A 17,192-nucleotide genomic window follows, 5' to 3' on the forward strand; every position below is an offset into this window, starting at 1 on the left:
CCCTCGTATTGTTGGATTCGACTCGAAGGATGCCAAGGAGTGCCCTCATATCCGGTTCGTAGCTCATCCGGTGTTCATGCGTGACCTCGGACGAATCTATGTGCAATATAGGCACTTCGGACACGCGCTCGTTTTCACTCGGCGCCAACGATTCTCAACGGCGCACCGGTATCCGTAACCGACCTGCCGCTGCAGCCGGCTCCATACGACTGCAGCGCGGGCCCCATCCATCTCAGACCGTAGCGGTCGACGAGACCATCCACGCCGAGAAGCGAGACAACCCCCGGAATGCACAACAGCAAGAAGATTTTACACGTATCACACGCAGGCGATCCGAGTGACGACCGTAGACGCTGGACTGGGGGGCATCTGCTGCGCGATCACGGCAAATCGCCACGACGGCGGGATACACCACCTCGGTGACCGAAGGTTCGGCCACCCACAAGACGAAACATCGATGAGATCATCGTGTTCAACGCCTGCCCAGACACAGGACTCGGCGACGAAGCACTGATCGACGCCGGACTCGACCCGATACCACCCCCGGCGAATCGACCGATACAGCGTGGATCGGATCGAGCTCACGCTGCCGGCGGTGCGGGCCCATCGACATGGTGCCGGAACTCGTGAACGGGGCGCCGTCGGCGTCACCGAAGAAGCACTCGGAGGGTCACAGGGCGGCCGAGCACCAAGATCCACCTCGCCATCGCTGGCCGCGGCCAGCCGATGCGTGTGCGGATTGTCAGGTGTAGCCCGACCCTGTAGCCTTCGGCACACTCATGCACCGGCCTTCGGCGCACTCATGCATCCTGATTCAGGCGCCACGGACTGGATGGCGTCACAGGGATACGACAAACAGCTCCTGGCCTGGGAAATCCCGGACCAGGTGCCGTTCGCCAAGAGCCCCCTGTCAGGATCGAACTGACGACCGCTCGCTTACAAGGCGAGTGCTCTACCACTGAGCTAAGGAGGCGGGAAAACGGTTGTCATAGTAGCGGACACGCCGACTGCGTGACACCTGGTAGCGGTGTCACGCAGTCACAGCGTAGTGGATCGCCCCGGCGCAGTATCGACTGGCGCGGGTCAGGACTGGGCGCCCTGCCGAGCCGCATCGTCCGCGGCCATGGCATCGCGCAGACTCTTCGGACGCATATCGGTCCAGTTCTTCTCAACGTACTCGACGCAGGCGGCGCGACTGTCTTCACCGAACACGACCCGCCAACCGGCCGGGACCTCGGCAAAAGCCGGCCACAACGAATGCTGCTCCTCGTCGTTGACCAGGACAAAGAAGCGGCCGTCTTCGTCATCGAAGGGGTTGGTGCTCAATTTCACCTCACTGGATACTGGCGCTATGTACGGGATCGCTCCTGCTTCACCCGGTGCTGGTTACTAGATACCGTAAACACCGTGGAAGCACGAGCGTTATGTCGACACTAGCAAGCGACACATTACGCCTGAGCGGTTACCTAGGCTCCATCCCGGCCCACGGTGCCGTCACCTCGCGCTCACCGTCAACTCGCGAAGAAGTCCAATAGTACCTTGTTGACCGCCTCTGGTCGCTCCAAATAGCCGAAATGCCCCGCATCCGGAATCTCTTGATACCGTGCTCCCGGAATGGCCTCCGCGATCTCCCGGGACAAGTAGGGCGGAATCATCCGGTCATCGGCGAATCCGACCGCGAGGCAAGGCACGCGAATAGCGCGATAGGCCTGCACCCGGTCGAAATCGTGGTCCATCCTGCGCTGAGCGCGGATGCCCGGGGATACCGGTCCGCCGGTGAACTCGAACAGATCGAGCCAGTCTCGCGCGGCATTGGGGTCGGCCAAGGTGGCAGGCGAAAGGTTCATCACCGCGGTCATCGCGGCCTCGTACTTCGGCGGCAGTCTCACTTCGCTGGCATCGAGTTCGTGTTCGCCTGCCGAGAGTGTCTTCTGTAGCTGGTCGAGTCGCCCGTGACCGGCCATGAAGACGGCTTTACGTACCAGATCGGGGCGAGCGAGGGTCAATTCCTGCACCACTCGCGCACCCATCGATGTGCCCGCGACCAGCGCCGGCCCCTCGGCCAGGAACTCGATGAGGGCGGCGGTATCGGCGACCATGTCGTCGATGGTCATGCCGGAGGCTGCCTCGAAGGACGGCGCAATTCCTCGGTTGTCGAACGTGCATACTCGATATCCGGCAGTCACCAGCGCCGGAACCTGGTGTAACTCCCATACCCGGCCAGGGCTGCCGGTACCCATGACCATGACCACGAGCGGAGCCGAACCCTTGACATCGGTGCCCCTGGCACGGTCACCCTTGACCTGGTAGTTGAGGGAAATCCCGTTCACGGTAGCCAGCGGCATGTCGACCCTTTCCTGGAGTTCGTGCTGAGCTCTCCACGGTATGCGCTCTCCACGGTATAGGCATCCGTGGGCGCCACACACCGAACGAGGTGACCGGCGGTTGGTGTCGTGCGGCGGCAGCGGCAGACTCGGACTCCAGCGTCGCATACGATTGACTTTTCGCACGCATGAGCGCACCAACGAGACAGCGCACCGAGCCGAGAGGACTGATATGGCCGCGAAGGGAAGCGCGAACGACATCGCGGACGACGATCTCGAGCCACTCACCGACGAGACCGCGCGTCAGGCGCAGCGGGTGGTCGCCGCCTATGCCGAGGACGCCGACGAGTGCCGAATGTTGTTGTCGATGTTGGGTATCGGACCGAACAACAGGGGTGAATAGGCTCTATAGTTTCCATGAACTCGTTCGACGCCAACGGCGACGTCGCGCGCACGACTCCAGCGGGATAGCGCAACGCGCAAAGGATGCGTGAGTGGATCAGATGAACCCGTCCGACGACTCCGAGCATGCCGAAGGCACCTTTGGAGTCGACCCGACGGAAGAATTCGCCGGCCCCACCTCCGGGTCCGGCTTCGTCGTCGTTGCCAATCGGCTCCCGGTCGACCTCGAGCGACTGCCCGACGGTGCCACCCGATGGAAACGTAGCCCGGGCGGCTTGGTGACCGCACTGGAACCAGTGCTGCGCAACAACAAGGGCGCATGGGTCGGCTGGGCGGGAATTCCCGACGTCGATGTCGATCCGATCATCGAGGACGGTCTCGAGCTGCATCCTGTCCCGCTCTCGGCGTCCGAGGTGGCCGCGTACTACGAAGGCTTCTCCAACGGCACCCTGTGGCCGCTGTTCCACGATGTGATCGTCCGCCCGGTGTACGACCGGGCGTGGTGGAGCGCATACGTCACGGTCAATCGGCGCTTCGCCGAAGCCACAGCCCAGGTAGCTGCCAAGGGCGCGACCGTGTGGGTGCAGGATTACCAGCTCTTGTTGGTACCCAAGATGCTGCGCATGCTGCGCCCCGATCTGACCATCGGCTTCTTTCTACACATCCCGTTCCCGCCGGTCGAACTGTTCATGCAGATGCCATGGCGGACCGAGATCGTCGAAGGCCTGCTCGGCGCCGACCTGATCGGGTTCCACCTCCCTGGCGGTGCGCAGAACTTCCTCTACTTGGCTCGTCGCCTGGCCGGACAACCGACCTCTCGCGGCGCGGTCGGCGTCCGGTCCAAACTCGGTGTCGTCCAAGTCGGATTCCGTACCGTGCGCGTGGGCGCGTTCCCGATCTCGATCGCTTCGGCCGAACTCGACGAGCACGCCCGACGCAGATCGGTCCGTGAGCGTGCGGCGAAGATCCGGGCGGAACTGGGCAACCCGAAGAACATCCTTCTCGGCGTGGACCGGCTGGATTACACCAAAGGCATCGATATCCGGCTCAACGCACTGGAAGAACTCCTCGCCGACGGTCGGGTCGACCCGACCGACACCGTCATGGTCCAGCTGGCCACACCCAGTCGCGAACGAGTCGAGAGCTACATCCAGATGCGCGGCGACATCGAGCGCCAAGTCGGACGGATCAACGGGGAATTCGCCAGAGTCGGCCATCCGGTGGTGCACTACCTCCATCGGCCGATTCCGCGAGAGGAGCTGATGGCGTTCTTCGTCGCGGCCGATGTGATGTTGGTGACCCCACTGCGCGACGGGATGAACCTGGTTGCGAAGGAGTACGTCGCCTGCCACAGTGGGCTCAACGGCGCATTGGTCTTGAGCGAATTCACCGGCGCCGCAGCCGAATTACGCCGGGCATACCTGTGTAATCCACACGATCTGGACGATGTGAAGGATGCCATCGTCGCGGCGTTGGACGACGACAAGGACACCAAGCGTCGGCGGATGCGCTCCTTGCGTCGCCAGGTGTTGGCCCATGACGTGGACCGTTGGGCGCGGGCGTTCTTGGACGCGTTGGCGAACGACCAGGTCGCAGGCAGCGCGCTCCTGACCAACGACGCCTACGCCGAATCCCGAGACCAGCCCTGAGGCGGCAGTCCGGACCGACACGGGCCATCTCCGGTACTCAGACCGGAGTCCACTCCTCTACCATCCAACGCGAGTCCACGCTCACCATCGTCACGCGTAGCCGCGAACCGGAAATCGTGCTCTGATCACGTATGGTCGCGACCTGGTTGAGAAACACCAAGGCAACCACGCGCTCGCGGCTGGCGGAAACGACGCCGACCGCTTGCGTGGTAGCAACATTGGTGATTTGGTCCTCTTTGGCGTTCGGAGCCAGTTGCTCTTCGACGTACCTGTTGAATTCGTCCCGGAATGCACTGATACTGTTGTCGTCGATCACCTGTTGCAACTCGGTGTCCACCGTGTTCGGCGTATAGCTGAGCATTTCTTCGACGGCACGACCCGCTGCCGCTACCGCCTCTTTTCGGGCTCGCTCCACCAGATGGTCGTCCCAGAGGCCGTAACCGTTCACGCCAACGACGATCGCGGCGACGATGGCCACGATGCCGAGCACTGCACGAAGGACGTCGACTCGAATCCTGTTCATGGCACCTGTTCCACCTTCGACACCGTGAAATTACCGTCTTCGTGGGATACGTCCACCACGAACCGGTGTTTCCTGGTTTGCGGCTCAGGCTCCTCGGAATTGGTCAATGTTTGAATGGCGGCGACGAAAACTCGCCCGGAGCGGTCGTCGGCGCTCTCCAGCGCTGCCTCGACGACTTCGCCGGTGGTGGTGGCCCCGATCTCTCGCAGAAGATTTGCCATCGGGCCGGTCACGCTGCTGAAGTCGGACCTCAGTTTGCCCGAGGTCATGGAGCGCATGCGGTCCAAGTCCTGTTCGACCGTGTCGGGGTTGACATTGGTGAGGTTTATAACTGCCTGCCTAGCGGTCTGCACGTATGCGGCCCGCAATTCGTCACGTTGGTGCACCGATCGCGTCACGAACACCGACAGAACCGCACCGGATACGAGTGCGCACACCAACACCACGGCGGCCAACTCCAGGATGCGTGAGTAACCGCTGCCACGCTGCGGTCCGGACTGCTTCTCCAGTGTCACCATCTCGGTGACACCGGCCGCTGAAACGGCCTTGGTCGTGGCCCGGCCGGAAGGGGAGTGCGAGGCGAAGACCTGCGCACCAGTAGTGACCGACATCACTTTCGCTTCGGCCGTCGGGGGTCCGGACGAGCGGACGACTCGGCGCCGATTGCGGTTCCCTGCTCGGTTGTCTGCACTCATCGTTGCTGCTCCAACAGCATCTCCTGCCAACTCGACGGTATGATCGCCGAACCATCCGGCGCGACATCCGCATACCTGACCGTACGACCGTCGGACCCGATGAACATGCCGGTAGCGGGGTCGTAGGCGCGCCCCACGATCGGCGCCACGCCGCCATTGTCCGGAGAGGCGCTCGCGGGCGCGACCGGCTCCGGCGGCCCGAAGGGCGGGTTGTTACCAAGGGGAATGTACCCGCTACGACACAGTTCCGGCGTCGGGGCGCGCACACCTGGAACTTCGGCGCACGGTGTATTACGAACACCGCGTACTGCCTCCTTCGCGTCTTGCGGCACCTTGCAATACAAATCCGCGGGCGTGTCCGGGGTGCCGGTTTCAGCAGGCGAGCGCCGCTGATCCGGTGGAAGGAAGCCGGTGGTGCAGGCGGGCGGGTCGTTGAACACTGTCATGAAGTCGACCAGAGCGCCGTACTCGAGCGGCCCGCGGGTCGCAGTGAGCAACGCGGCGACCAATGGCGGGTACACCACGAGGATCTGCTCCAGCCCAGCGTGATATATGACTCCTACCTGGCCGATACTGACCAGGTTCATCAACAGCAATGGCAGCGTCGGTTGCAGATCGTCGATCTGCGCGCGCACCCGCTCCAGTGCGGCAGGCCCTTCGCGCAACAAGCCGCGCAGCGCCGGATCATGGCCACGCAACTGATCGGTGACAGCTGCCAGATCCGCCGTCCACGATCGAATTGCGGCATCCGAGCGGATCTGGGTGTCCAAGAGCGGGCCGATCTGGTCCAGCAGTTGCTTGGTCGGTTCGGAGTTGGCCTGCGCTTCCTGGACCAGCAACGTGGCCGAGTCGATGAGCCGCTGCAAGTCCGGTCCTGTGCCGTTGAATGCACGGAATGCTTCGTCGATGACTTGGCGTAGCCGGGTATCCGCAACGCTGGCCAGCAGTCGGTCGGCTTGGTCGAGCAGGGCGCCAACGTCCTGTGGCAAGGAGGTGCGCTCCACCGGGATCACACTGCCGGCCCGCAGGTTCCCGCCGGTTCCCTCCTGCGCGGGCACCAAGTCGACGTATTGTTCGCCGATCGCGGAAACACTGCGCACCGAAGCATCGACATCGGCGGGAATCGTGTAATCGCTCTCGATCGACAACAACGCGTCGACTCCGGCCGGCGTGAGTCGGACCTCCTCCACGACACCGACGTTCGTGCCGCGGTAGGCAACGTTCGCGGTGGGATAGAGACCACCGGTCGCCGCCAATTGCACGGTGACCTCGTAGCGGCCGATGCCGAACATCGCGGGCAGTTTGACATATATCCCGCCCATGACCACCAGGCCGACCACGGTGAGCACAGAGAAGATCAGCAATTGGGTGCGGACGAACGGGCTCAGTTTCATCGTCCCGGCTCCCCCTGTGGCTCGACGGCGCCCGGCATGGGGACGGTAAGACCCGGAATGGCGGGCAGACCCGGGATCGGCGGCAGTCCAGGGATGGTCGGTTCCGGCAGCGGAGCCGGCACTGGTGGCGCGGACGGTTGCTGCAGCGGCGCGGTGAGCGGGTCACCGCCCTGCGTGGCTATGTCCGGCGCAACGATGTTGGGCATGCTTTCGACCCCGCCGAACTGTCCGCCCAGCAAGGTTCCGGTGAGGAAGTTCGAGTCCAGCCTCCGCCCCGTGATGTCGACTGTCATGAACAGATTCAGGTAGTCCCCCTTGACCACGTGATCAAGGTATTTCATCGGGAATGGGAAGGTGAGCAACATCTTCAGCGACTCGGTCAGATTGTTGCCGGTGTCGGCCAACGACCGCAATACCGGAACCAGGCTGCGCAGATTGGCCTTCAGATCGTCGCCGCTGGTGTCGATGATCCGTTGCGTGACATCGCTCAGGTCGCCGAGCGCGGTCAATGCCCGCGTCACGCTCTCCCGGCGGTCGGCCAGCACGGTCAAGGCTGGATGGATCTGTTCGACGGCGGCAGCCACCACATCGCGTTCATCGGCCAACCGACCGCTCAGCCGATCCAGCCCGCTCAGTGCGGCGACGATATCGCCGGTCTGACGGTCCAGATTCGTGGTCAGCTCGTTCAACTGTGGCAGCAGGTCCCGGATGGCGTCCTCCCGACCGGTGAGCGCGGCGTCGAGTTCGCGAGTGATGGTTTCCAACTGGGCGACACCACCTCCGTTGAGCACTATCGACAACGAGGACAGCACCTGTTCCGTGGTCGGATAGCTTCCAGCACGTGACAGCGGTATGACATCTCCTGGGCCCAACCGTCCTTGTGGGGCCTGATCGGTCGGTGCGGACAGTTCGACGTGATTGGATCCCAACAGACTGGTCTGGCCGATCTTGGCAACCGCGTTGGCCGGTAAGCGGACATCGGGGTTCAGTGTCACGGTGACCAGTGCATGCCAGTCTTCCACCTCGATATTCGAAACGGTGCCCACCGCCACATCGCGTATTCGTACCGGGGAATTTCTGGTCAACGTCGTCACGTTCGGCATTTGAATACGGACCTGGTACGAACCGGGCGCAGTGCCCTCGGCGCCGGGTAGCGGCAGCGAGTTCAACCCGTCCCATTGGCAGCCCGAGACACCGAGCGTCACCGCCAGTCCCACTGCGACCAGGGCCGTGCGCCCCATCCGTCGGGGCGTCATCGTGTTCCTCCTGGAATCACCAGTTCGGCTGGGCTTTTCGGCACACTCACCGGCATGGGTCGCGGTTGCGCAGGCGTCTGGTTCGCCACCCGTGCTTCGAGATCGGGGTCGGTGTACAGCAGCTGGTCGGGGAACGCGGTGACTCCACTGACCGGATTACTCAAGAAGGGCGCGTAGTTGATGCTCAGGCTGTTGATCACCGGCGCCAAGTACTGTGCGCAGAGGTCGGCACTACGGTCGGATTCGTTCACCTCCAGCGCCTGAACCGAGCCGCACAGAAAGCTCAGCGGGTCGGCGGGGTTGTTGAGCGAAATGGCGCCGGTCAGCGTGCCCTGGGCAGGCTTGTAGATCTGATAGAAATTCACCAGAGCGGTCGGCCCGGCGTGTAACGCCCTTTCCAACTCCGGCCGTTTGTCGACCAACAGTCGAGTGACGTCGGCCAACCGTTGCACGCCCTCGGTCAATTCGCCACCGCTACCGTCGATGAACCGGCGCACGTCGGCCACCGCCACCTCCAGGTTGTCCAGACCCTCGCCGAGGTCGGCGGAGACTCCTTCCAATACCGAGGAGACCGACGCGAGCCGACCGCCGAACTGAACGATCTGCTCGTTGCTCGCCGACAGCACCTCGACGAATTTCTGCAGGTTGCGCACAGTGCCGAAGAGATCCCCGCGACCGTCGGACAGGGTGGTCAGCGTGGCGGACAGTTCCTTCACCGTGTCGTGGAACCGTTGGCCGTTGCCGTCCAGGTTATCGGCGGCGGTTTCGACGAAGCGGCCGAACGATCCCTGCTCGTCGTCGCCGACCGGCCCGAGCGCGGTGGCGAGGTCGGACAGTTCCTCCTTGATGTCGTCCCATTCGACCGGCACTGCGGTGTGCTCGATGGGGATCACGCCGCCGTCGCGCAGTGTGGGACCGCCGGTGTAGACGGGCGCGAGCTGAATGAAGCGCGCCGAGACCAACGAAGGCGAAATGATCACCGCACGCGGGTCGGCGGGGACGTCGACACCACGATCGAGTGTCATCCGCACCTCCACCCGATCGCTGCCCGGCTCGATCGCGTCGATCCGGCCGATCTTCACCCCGAGTATCCGCACATCGTCGCCGGGATACAGGCCGATGGTGGACGGAAAGTATGCGGTGACCGCGGTGGTTCCGATCCGGGTCAGGCCGGTCCACACGCCGGCGGCCACCAACACGGCCACCACCGCGGCAATCGACACCAGCACCACGCGTGGTGGTTTCCGGAGGACGTTCGACAGGCTCATCGGGGCGGCTCCTCGGTCGCGGGTTCGATCGACGGGAACGGCGTCAGATAGCTGTCCAGATCGTCCGGCAAGTGCTCCGGCCAGACCAACGCGTCCACGAGTGGCTGGAGCAGCTTGCTTGCTGCATTCACCACATACGCCTGGAAATAGGGACCACTACCGACCTGCTCGCCCAGTGCGGCAGCAAACGGCCCGAGCCCATCCAACGCATCGGCGATGTTCTGCTCGTTTCGTTGTAGCAACGCCAGCACCGAATTCACCTCGTCCAGGACCGGTTTCAGCTGAGCCTCGTTATCGGCGACCAGACCGGACAGCTGTTGGGCCAAACCGTTGACGTAGACGATCAACTGGCCCAATGCGGCGCGTCGCCGGTCCAATTCGCCGAGCAGCTGGTTACCGTCCAGGAGCAGAGCGTTGATCTCGTTTCCACGGTCGGCGAGGAGCTTCGTCACGTTCTGCGCCCGCTTCAGCAGCTCCAGCAGCATGCGGTCGCGTTCGTTGATGCTGCGGGAGAGCTCGGTGACCCCGTCGAGCGCCGAGCGCAACGGCGCCGGAGTGTCGGCAAACGCGGTCGACAGGGTATCGAGCGTGCGATCGACCTGGTCGAGATCCAGGCCCTCCACCGTGACCGTCAGATCGCTCAATGCCTCGTTCAGCGAATACGGCGCGGTGGTGCGGGCCAATGGAATGGTGTCGTCGCGCCGCAGCGCGCCGGACCCAGAAGGAACGACCTCCAGCGACTTTCGCCCGAGCACCGTATTGGTCTTGATCGCCGCCGAAGTCTGGTCGCCCAGCACGATGGACTCGTCCAGCGTGAATCGGACGAGCACTTGCTCGCCGTCCAGACGCACCGTGTCGACCTGTCCGGATCGCACCCCGGCCACTTGCACCGGATCGCCGGGTAGTAGGCCACCGGCATCGGCGAAGTGGGCGGTGAACGTTGCGCCGGAGCGAATGAACGGAAGCTGCCCGAACTGCAGCGCCGACAATGCCACCGCCACCGCGAGTACGAGGCCCACGATGCCGATAGTGGTGGCAGTCGATGGTCGTTGGTTCATCGGTCGTCCGCGCACCTTCCGGTCGTCTGGGCACCTGGCATGTTGATTTTCAAAGTCTGCCCGTCGGGGCCGTCCACCAGGAAGTTCGTCGAACAGACATAGAGTTGCAGGAAAGAGCCATAAGCGCCGACGCGGATCAAATCACGGTAGGTCGACGGCAGCCGTTCCAGCACCCATTCGACGGTGTCGGACCCCTCGTCGAGGTTGGTGGCCAGACGCCCTGCTTGCTCGACCGTGTCCCGTAGGTCCGGCCGGGCCTGCGCCAGGAGATCGGTCAGATCGCCGGTGGCCCCGGCAATCCTCGGGATGGCGGCGCCGATCTGATCCTTGTCGGCGGCCAAGCCGCTGATCAAACGCTGCAATTCGGCGATCGTCGTGGCGAACTGATCTCCGCGATCATCGATGGTTTGCAGCACCGCGTTGAGGTTGTCGATCACGCTGCCGATCAGCGCGTCGCGATCGGCCAGGGTCTTGCCGAACGCGCCACTGCTATTGAGCAAGGACACCAGAGTGCCACCTTGACCCTGGAAGATCTGTAGCAGGGCATTGGTCACATCGTTCACCTGAGCAGGGTTCAGGCCGCGCAGCAACGGCTGGAAACCACCGAGCAACATATCCAGATCCAGTGCGGGTGCGGTCTGTTCGATACCGATCGTGCCACCCGAAGGCAATATGCGATTCGAACCCGGCCCCTCGGACAGCTCGAGGTAGCGGTCGCCGACCAGGTTCTCGTACCTGATCGCGGCACGCGTACTGGCGAGCAGCGTGTATTCCCGGTCCACGTCGAACTCGACGTGGGCTGCATAGTCCTTGCCGACCTTCACCGAGGTGACCGAGCCCACCGGTACGCCTGCGATGCGCACTTTCGCGCCGGGCAGTATGCCGGACGAACTGGTGAACACGGCGTGGTAGCCGTTCTCGCGCGCGAATCGCATCTGCCCGAACACGACGACCAAACCAGCGAAGATCAGGGTCATCACCAGAGTGAAGATGGCCAGCTTGACGGTGTTCGACGTAGTGTTCACGGGCGCGGCACTCCTGGCATTCCGGCGAACAGGACTTGGAAGATCGTCGGCGGGTTGACCGAAAATGTCGTCGACGGCGTGTACACGCGACCTTCCGAGGTATCGGTGACGACATAGTCCGAGTGGCTGTCGGGCACCCGGTCGAGCAGACCCCCGCACTGCGGGCCGCCGGTCGCATGGACCTTCGGTAGGTCCTTCGGATAGGTGTAGGGCTCAGCGCCCCACATGAATCCGGCGTTCAGGCCGACACCCTCCTGCAGTCCGCCGAAGACCGCCTCACCCAGGGGGAGTGCGGCGCCGAGACCGGCGAACAAACAGTAGAGCGCGGGTGAGTACTCCTCGAGCAGCCCGGTGGTGGGGCGCAGCAGATCCAACGATGTGACGAGGTCGTTCTCGTTTTCACGGAGAACCGACCCAGTGGTATCGGACAATCCGGTGAGGCTGAGCAGCAGACTGTCGAGGCTGCCTTGTTCCTCGACCAGGGTTCCACTCGTGACCGTTGCATTGTCCAGAATGCGTAACAGGTCGGCCACGGTGTCCGCATAGAGGTTGGTGACGTCGCCGGTCTTGGCGAGGTCGTCTTGCAGCGTGGGCAGATATGGATTGATGTCTCGCAAGTAGGCGTCGGTTTGCACGAGCAGGTCGCCGAGTTTCTCGCCGCGGCCCTGCAGCGCGGTGCTCAATGCCGACAGCGTCGCATTGAGCTTCTCCGGCTCGACCTTTGCCAGCACGTCGGACAAATCCTGGAACAGCGTGTTGAACTCCACGGTCACCCGCTGCGCGGAGAGAGTCGCACCCGGCTGAAGCGACGTGGCAGCGGGTTCTTCTGGAACGTCGAAGTTGACGTATTTCGCGCCGAAGACAGTGGTGGACCTGATGTCGACGTCCACGTTGGACGGCACCAGCTTCAGCTGGTCGGGATCGATCGCCAAGGTCAGTTCCGCGGCATCGGTGGTGTAGTCGACCGAGGCGACGTGGCCGATTTCCACGCCACGAATCTTGACCTTGGCATCCGGGTCGAGAACCAGACCACTGCGGGGCGCCTCGACCGTCACCGCCGCCGTAGGAGTGAATCCGCCGACGAACATCGTCAGCGCCACCGCCACGACCGCGACCAGCACCAGGATCATTGCCGCGCCAGCCAGTTTCAGACCGAGTCCGCCGCGCAGCGCCCGCAGGAGACGGCCTTCCGTATGCTTCGATTCCGCCATGTCGCTTACCCGGAGAGATGGAAGTTGCCCGCGGTGCCATAGATGGCCAGCGAGATGAGCAGAGTCACGGTGACCACCGCGACCAGCGAGGTCCGTACCGCATTACCTACCGCGATACCCACACCGACCGGTCCGCCTGCCGCGTTGTAGCCGTAATAGGTGTGAATCATCATGACCGCGAGAGCCATGAAAATCGCCTGGGCGAACGACCAGAGGATGTCGCTGGGAATGAGAAACGTCGAGAAGTAGTGGTCGTACACCCCCGCGGACTGTCCGTAGATCACCACTGTGGCAAATCGGCTCGCCAAGAACGAGGCGATCACCGCCAGCGCGTAGAGCGGGATGATCGCGATCATCCCGGCCAGCACCCTGGTACCGACCAGATACGGCACCGGGCGGATTGCCATCGACTCCAACGCGTCGATTTCTTCGGCGACACGCATGGCCCCCAGCTGCGCGGTTGCGCCGGCTCCGATCGTAGCGGCCAGTCCGATACCGGAGATCACGGGCGCGGCGATGCGGACGTTGATGAATGCCGCAAAGAATCCGGTGAGCGCTTCGACTCCGATATTGCCCAATGAACTGTAGCCCTGCACGGCGATGGTGCCGCCGGCGAACAGGGTGAGGAATCCGACGATCACCACCGTGCCGCCGATGACCGCCAACGCGCCGGTACCCATGCTGATCTCCGCGATCAGCCGGATGGTTTCGGTGCGATAGTGCACCAATGCGCGCGGCACGGCTCCTATCGCCTTGCTGTAGAACACCGCCTGTTGGCCCACCGTGTCCAACGAGTCCGACATCCGGCGCACACGTCGGACAGCGCGGGGGAAGCGGGATGCAATAACGAAAGCCACTATGTCACCGCGCCGTGAACTCGATACCGACCGCGGTAACCACCACGTTCACCACGAACAAAGCCATGAAGGCGAAAACCACGGTTTGATTGACTGCATCACCGACACTCTTGGGTCCACCTTTGACGTTCAAGCCCAGGTAGCAGGCGACCAACCCCGCGATCAGCCCGAACAGCCCGGCTTTTACCTCCGAAATGACCAGCTCCGGCAGGTGGGTGAGCAGCGTGATGCCATTGACGAACGCGCCCGGGTTCACATCCTGCAAATACACCGAGAAAAGAAACCCGCCGACGATTCCGATGGTGCACACCAAACTGTTGAGCATCAGCGCGACGAACATCGATGCGAGTACTCGCGGCACTACCAGACGCTGTACCGGGTTGATACCCAGTACCCGCATGGCGTCGATTTCCTCGCGAATGGTACGTGCTCCGAGATCGGCGCAGATCGCGGTAGCACCGGCCCCGGCGACGATGAGCACGGTGACGATCGGTCCGATCTGCGTGACCGCACCGAAAGCTGCCCCGGCGCCACTGAGGTCGGCTGCGCCGATCTCGCGCAACAAAATGTTCAACGTGAAAGTGACCAGAACGGTGAACGGAATGGCCACCAGCAATGTCGGCATGATCGACACTCGAGCGATGAACCAAGACTGGTCGGTGAACTCACGCCATTGAAACGGCCTGCGCACGGCCGAACGGGCCACCTCGGCAACGAGCTCGAAGAATCCACCGACAGCTCGCAACGGCACGGCAAGGACCTCGTTCATCCGCGATCCTCCTTGCTCGACCGGCACATGCGACCCTCGCGCCTCTCCGCACGGTCCACCGCCGCAACGATTAGAACACGTTCAGCAAGCCTTGGGTGCAATTTCCATACTTTTGACGTGCAATTACCGGAAAGATGGCCTGCAAAATTGAAACCAGCTCGACCCGAGAATGATCCCACCTTTGTGAAGTGGAACATACCCATCCCCATGTCTACCAAGCGCCGATCACATGATCAACAGTTGGAACGTAGATCGCGAACGCGCTACGGCCCTCAACCCAAGTCGATCAGCGACGATGCCGAAAACGTCTCATTCGGACGACGATCGGTGAAGTAGCCGCCGAGCGTATCGGCGAGATCTCGGGTCGACCATCGCCCACTCGTCGCGTCGAACCGACGTTCGACGACCGGTGCCGCCATGAGCGCCACCATTCCCCCATAGACGACGAACAACTGCCCATTGATCGCATCGGCGGCAGGAGATGCCAGGTACGCGACCAATCGTGCGACATGGTCGGGCGAGAGCGGATCGTCCTGCCCCTGGGGGGCAGGACTGAACACTTCCGCGGTCATACCAGTGCGTGCCCGCGGGGCGATCACGTTGGCGCGTACGCCGTACCGTGACAGCGCCCGCGCGGCAGAGAGGGTCAGTGCGGTTATGCCCGCCTTGGCGGCGCCGTAATTGGCCTGACCTTCCGGACCGAGCAACCCCGCCTCGGAGGAGGTGTTGACCAGTCGGCCATAGACCGGGGCGCCCGCATCTTTGGATTTGGCCCGCCAGTACGCGCCAGCATTGCGCGACAACAGGAAATGCCCCCGCAGGTGCACCGCCACCACCGCGTCGAATTCCTCGTCGGACATGTTGAACAGCATGCGGTCTCGAGTGATACCGGCGTTGTTGACCACGATATCGATCGACCCGAACGACTCCTCGGCAGTGCGCATCAGCGCATCGGCTGTGGCCCGCTCGGCAATACTGCCCGCCACGAACTCGACCTTGGCGCCCACGGCTCGGATCGCGGCGAGCGTGTCGGCAACCGCGTCGGACTCCACCAGATCGTTGACTACGACCGAAGCGCCGGCGCCGGCGAGCGCGAGCGCTTCGGCCCGCCCCAATCCGGCACCGGCGCCGGTCACGATCGCTACTCGACCCGCAAGGTTCACATCATTGCTCACGCGGCCGACTTTAGAACGTGTTTCACATTAGGACAAGGATCGGTCACTCCAAGCGGAGCGCCGCCTTCGGGCACTGAGCGACAGCATCCTCCACGTCCGCGAGCCGTTCGGCGGGCACCTCGGCGCTGTGAATGTGCAAGACATCCTCGTCGTCGAGTTCGAACACGTCGGGGGCGATTCCGACGCAGATTCCGTTCGCCTCGCACTGGTCCGGATCGACACTGACCTTCATGACAACTCCTTTACCACCACTCTGGAACAAAGCCTACAACGATCGCGCCCCATTGGTGTGCCACGAACTCGATTGTCCAGCGATACTGGAACATGTTTCAGTCTATATGCAATGATCGGATGAACCCCGATTCGACGAAGGCCGAGGTACTGCCATGCGCATCGCGTACACGCCGCAACAGGAGCAGCTACGCGCGGAGTTGCGCGACTATTTCGCACAGTTGATCACTCCCGAACGTCGGGAGGCGTTGAGCGCACAGACCGGCGAGTATGGACACGGCAACGTCTATCGCGAAGTCGTCCGGCAGATGGGTCGGGATGGCTGGCTGGCCCTGGGCTGGCCCGAGGAATACGGCGGCCAGAACCGGCCGACCATGGATCAATTGATCTTCACCGACGAAGCCGCGATCGCAGGCGCGCCGGTGCCGTTCCTGACCATCAACTCCGTTGCACCGACGATCATGCACTACGGCAGCGAGGAACAGAAAACGTTCTTCCTGCCCAAGATCGCTGCCGGCGACTTGCACTTCGCCATCGGCTACTCCGAACCGGGCGCGGGCACCGATTTGGCCAACCTCCGCACCGCCGCCGTGCGCGATGGCGACGACTATGTGATCAACGGCCAGAAGATGTGGACCAGTCTCATCGCCTACGCGGACTACGTGTGGCTGGCGGTGCGCACGGACCCGACGGCGAAGAAGCACAAGGGCATCAGCATGCTCATCGTGCCGACCAGCGCCGAGGGATTTTCCTGGACTCCGGTACACACCATGGCAGGCCCCGACACCAGCGCAACGTACTACCAGGATGTCCGGGTACCGGCGGACGCGCTGGTCGGCCAAGAGAACGGCGGCTGGGCGCTGATCACCAACCAGCTCAATCACGAGCGCGTCGCACTCACCTCGGCCGCGCCGTTGACGCTCGCACTGCGCCAGACGATCGAATGGGCGAGTACCACCAAGGCCGCCGACGGCTCTCGTGTGATCGACCAGCAATGGGCGCAACTCAATCTCGCCCGAGTACACGCCAAGGTCGACTATCTCAAACTGCTCAACTGGGAGATCGCCAGCCGCGCCGACGCCGGCGGCGAGGCGGCGCCACGGCCGTGGGACGCCTCGACCTGCAAGGTATACGGCACCGAACTGGCCACCGAGGCCTATCGACTGCTCATGGAAGTGCTGGGGCCACACGCCTATCTACGCCAGGACTCCCCGGGCGCGCAGCTGCGTGGACGGCTCGAGCGCATGCATCGCGCAGCACTCATTCTGACCTTCGGCGGCGGCACGAACGAGGTGCAGCGCGACATCATCGCCATGACCGCCCTCGGCCAGCCGGCTGCGGCGCGCTGATCGAAA

General features: G+C 63.3%; 17 protein-coding genes and 1 tRNA gene. 3 read left to right on the plus strand and 15 right to left on the minus strand.

The genetic code is table 11. The features are described from left to right. Window positions 1–901: 901 nt before the first annotated feature. From K940_RS0102595 to K940_RS0102605, 3 genes are all read right to left on the minus strand, one after another. A tRNA-Thr gene (locus tag K940_RS0102595) sits at window positions 902–973 on the minus strand. A 110-nt stretch (window positions 974–1,083) separates the two neighbouring features. Continuing rightward, a complete protein-coding gene (locus tag K940_RS0102600) occupies window positions 1,084–1,326 on the minus strand; it encodes an MbtH family protein (RefSeq protein WP_011207082.1) in 243 nt (80 codons plus the stop codon). Between the two features lie 185 nt (window positions 1,327–1,511). Continuing rightward, window positions 1,512–2,345 (minus strand): alpha/beta fold hydrolase, encoded by an 834-nt coding sequence (locus K940_RS0102605; RefSeq protein WP_028476230.1) that lies wholly within the window; start codon window positions 2,343–2,345, stop codon window positions 1,512–1,514. A 211-nt stretch (window positions 2,346–2,556) separates the two neighbouring features. On the opposite strand from K940_RS0102605, the gene K940_RS32830 reads away from it, so the two are divergent. Both K940_RS32830 and K940_RS0102615 read left to right on the plus strand, forming a co-directional pair. Continuing rightward, window positions 2,557–2,727 (plus strand): hypothetical protein, encoded by a 171-nt coding sequence (locus K940_RS32830; protein ID WP_196812078.1) that lies wholly within the window; start codon window positions 2,557–2,559, stop codon window positions 2,725–2,727. A 100-nt stretch (window positions 2,728–2,827) separates the two neighbouring features. After that, the gene (locus K940_RS0102615) at window positions 2,828–4,375 is read left to right on the plus strand and encodes a trehalose-6-phosphate synthase (RefSeq protein WP_036527292.1); all 1,548 of its coding nucleotides are present in this window, start codon (window positions 2,828–2,830) and stop codon (window positions 4,373–4,375) included. Between the two features lie 37 nt (window positions 4,376–4,412). On the opposite strand, the gene K940_RS0102620 is transcribed toward K940_RS0102615, so the two are convergent. The 12 genes from K940_RS0102620 to K940_RS0102675 form a co-directional block, all read right to left on the minus strand. Next, window positions 4,413–4,898: a hypothetical protein gene (locus K940_RS0102620; RefSeq protein ID WP_036527295.1), complete on the minus strand. Its 486-nt coding sequence runs from the start codon at window positions 4,896–4,898 to the stop codon at window positions 4,413–4,415. Continuing rightward, window positions 4,895–5,593 (minus strand): hypothetical protein, encoded by a 699-nt coding sequence (locus tag K940_RS30645; RefSeq protein WP_051406811.1) that lies wholly within the window; start codon window positions 5,591–5,593, stop codon window positions 4,895–4,897. Before K940_RS30645 ends, K940_RS0102620 begins: the two co-directional genes overlap by 4 nt. Next, window positions 5,590–6,987 (minus strand): MCE family protein, encoded by a 1,398-nt coding sequence (locus K940_RS0102630; protein ID WP_028476233.1) that lies wholly within the window; start codon window positions 6,985–6,987, stop codon window positions 5,590–5,592. The genes K940_RS30645 and K940_RS0102630 overlap by 4 nt, the downstream gene beginning before the upstream one ends. Continuing rightward, a complete protein-coding gene (locus tag K940_RS0102635) occupies window positions 6,984–8,243 on the minus strand; it encodes an MCE family protein (RefSeq protein WP_028476234.1) in 1,260 nt (419 codons plus the stop codon). Before K940_RS0102635 ends, K940_RS0102630 begins: the two co-directional genes overlap by 4 nt. Next, window positions 8,240–9,511 carry an MCE family protein gene (locus K940_RS0102640; RefSeq protein WP_028476235.1) on the minus strand — a complete coding sequence of 424 codons (1,272 nt, stop codon included), beginning with the start codon at window positions 9,509–9,511 and terminating at the stop codon, window positions 8,240–8,242. Before K940_RS0102640 ends, K940_RS0102635 begins: the two co-directional genes overlap by 4 nt. Continuing rightward, a complete protein-coding gene (locus tag K940_RS0102645; protein WP_028476236.1) occupies window positions 9,508–10,569 on the minus strand; it encodes an MCE family protein in 1,062 nt (353 codons plus the stop codon). The genes K940_RS0102640 and K940_RS0102645 overlap by 4 nt, the downstream gene beginning before the upstream one ends. Beyond that, a complete protein-coding gene (locus K940_RS0102650; RefSeq protein ID WP_028476237.1) occupies window positions 10,566–11,594 on the minus strand; it encodes an MCE family protein in 1,029 nt (342 codons plus the stop codon). Before K940_RS0102650 ends, K940_RS0102645 begins: the two co-directional genes overlap by 4 nt. Beyond that, window positions 11,591–12,724 carry an MCE family protein gene (locus K940_RS0102655; protein WP_051406836.1) on the minus strand — a complete coding sequence of 378 codons (1,134 nt, stop codon included), beginning with the start codon at window positions 12,722–12,724 and terminating at the stop codon, window positions 11,591–11,593. The genes K940_RS0102650 and K940_RS0102655 overlap by 4 nt, the downstream gene beginning before the upstream one ends. An 86-nt stretch (window positions 12,725–12,810) precedes the next feature. Next, window positions 12,811–13,608 carry an ABC transporter permease gene (locus tag K940_RS0102660; RefSeq protein ID WP_196812079.1) on the minus strand — a complete coding sequence of 266 codons (798 nt, stop codon included), beginning with the start codon at window positions 13,606–13,608 and terminating at the stop codon, window positions 12,811–12,813. A 58-nt stretch (window positions 13,609–13,666) separates the two neighbouring features. Beyond that, entirely contained in the window at window positions 13,667–14,431 is a 765-nt protein-coding gene (locus tag K940_RS0102665; protein WP_028476240.1) for an ABC transporter permease, read from the minus strand. A 272-nt stretch (window positions 14,432–14,703) separates the two neighbouring features. Further along, entirely contained in the window at window positions 14,704–15,606 is a 903-nt protein-coding gene (locus K940_RS0102670) for a 3-oxoacyl-ACP reductase (protein ID WP_036527298.1), read from the minus strand. A gap of 43 nt (window positions 15,607–15,649) precedes the next feature. Next, window positions 15,650–15,838, minus strand: a complete 189-nt coding sequence (locus K940_RS0102675) for a ferredoxin (protein WP_028476242.1) — start codon at window positions 15,836–15,838, stop codon at window positions 15,650–15,652. Window positions 15,839–15,992: 154 nt separating this feature from the next. Between K940_RS0102675 and K940_RS0102680 the strand changes: the two genes are divergently transcribed. Beyond that, complete coding sequence (locus tag K940_RS0102680) at window positions 15,993–17,186, plus strand: acyl-CoA dehydrogenase family protein (protein ID WP_028476243.1); 1,194 nt, start codon at window positions 15,993–15,995, stop codon at window positions 17,184–17,186. The last annotated feature ends 6 nt before the right edge of the window (window positions 17,187–17,192 follow it).

Source organism: Nocardia sp. CNY236 (assembly GCF_000482385.1).
Lineage (GTDB): Bacteria > Actinomycetota > Actinomycetes > Mycobacteriales > Mycobacteriaceae > Nocardia.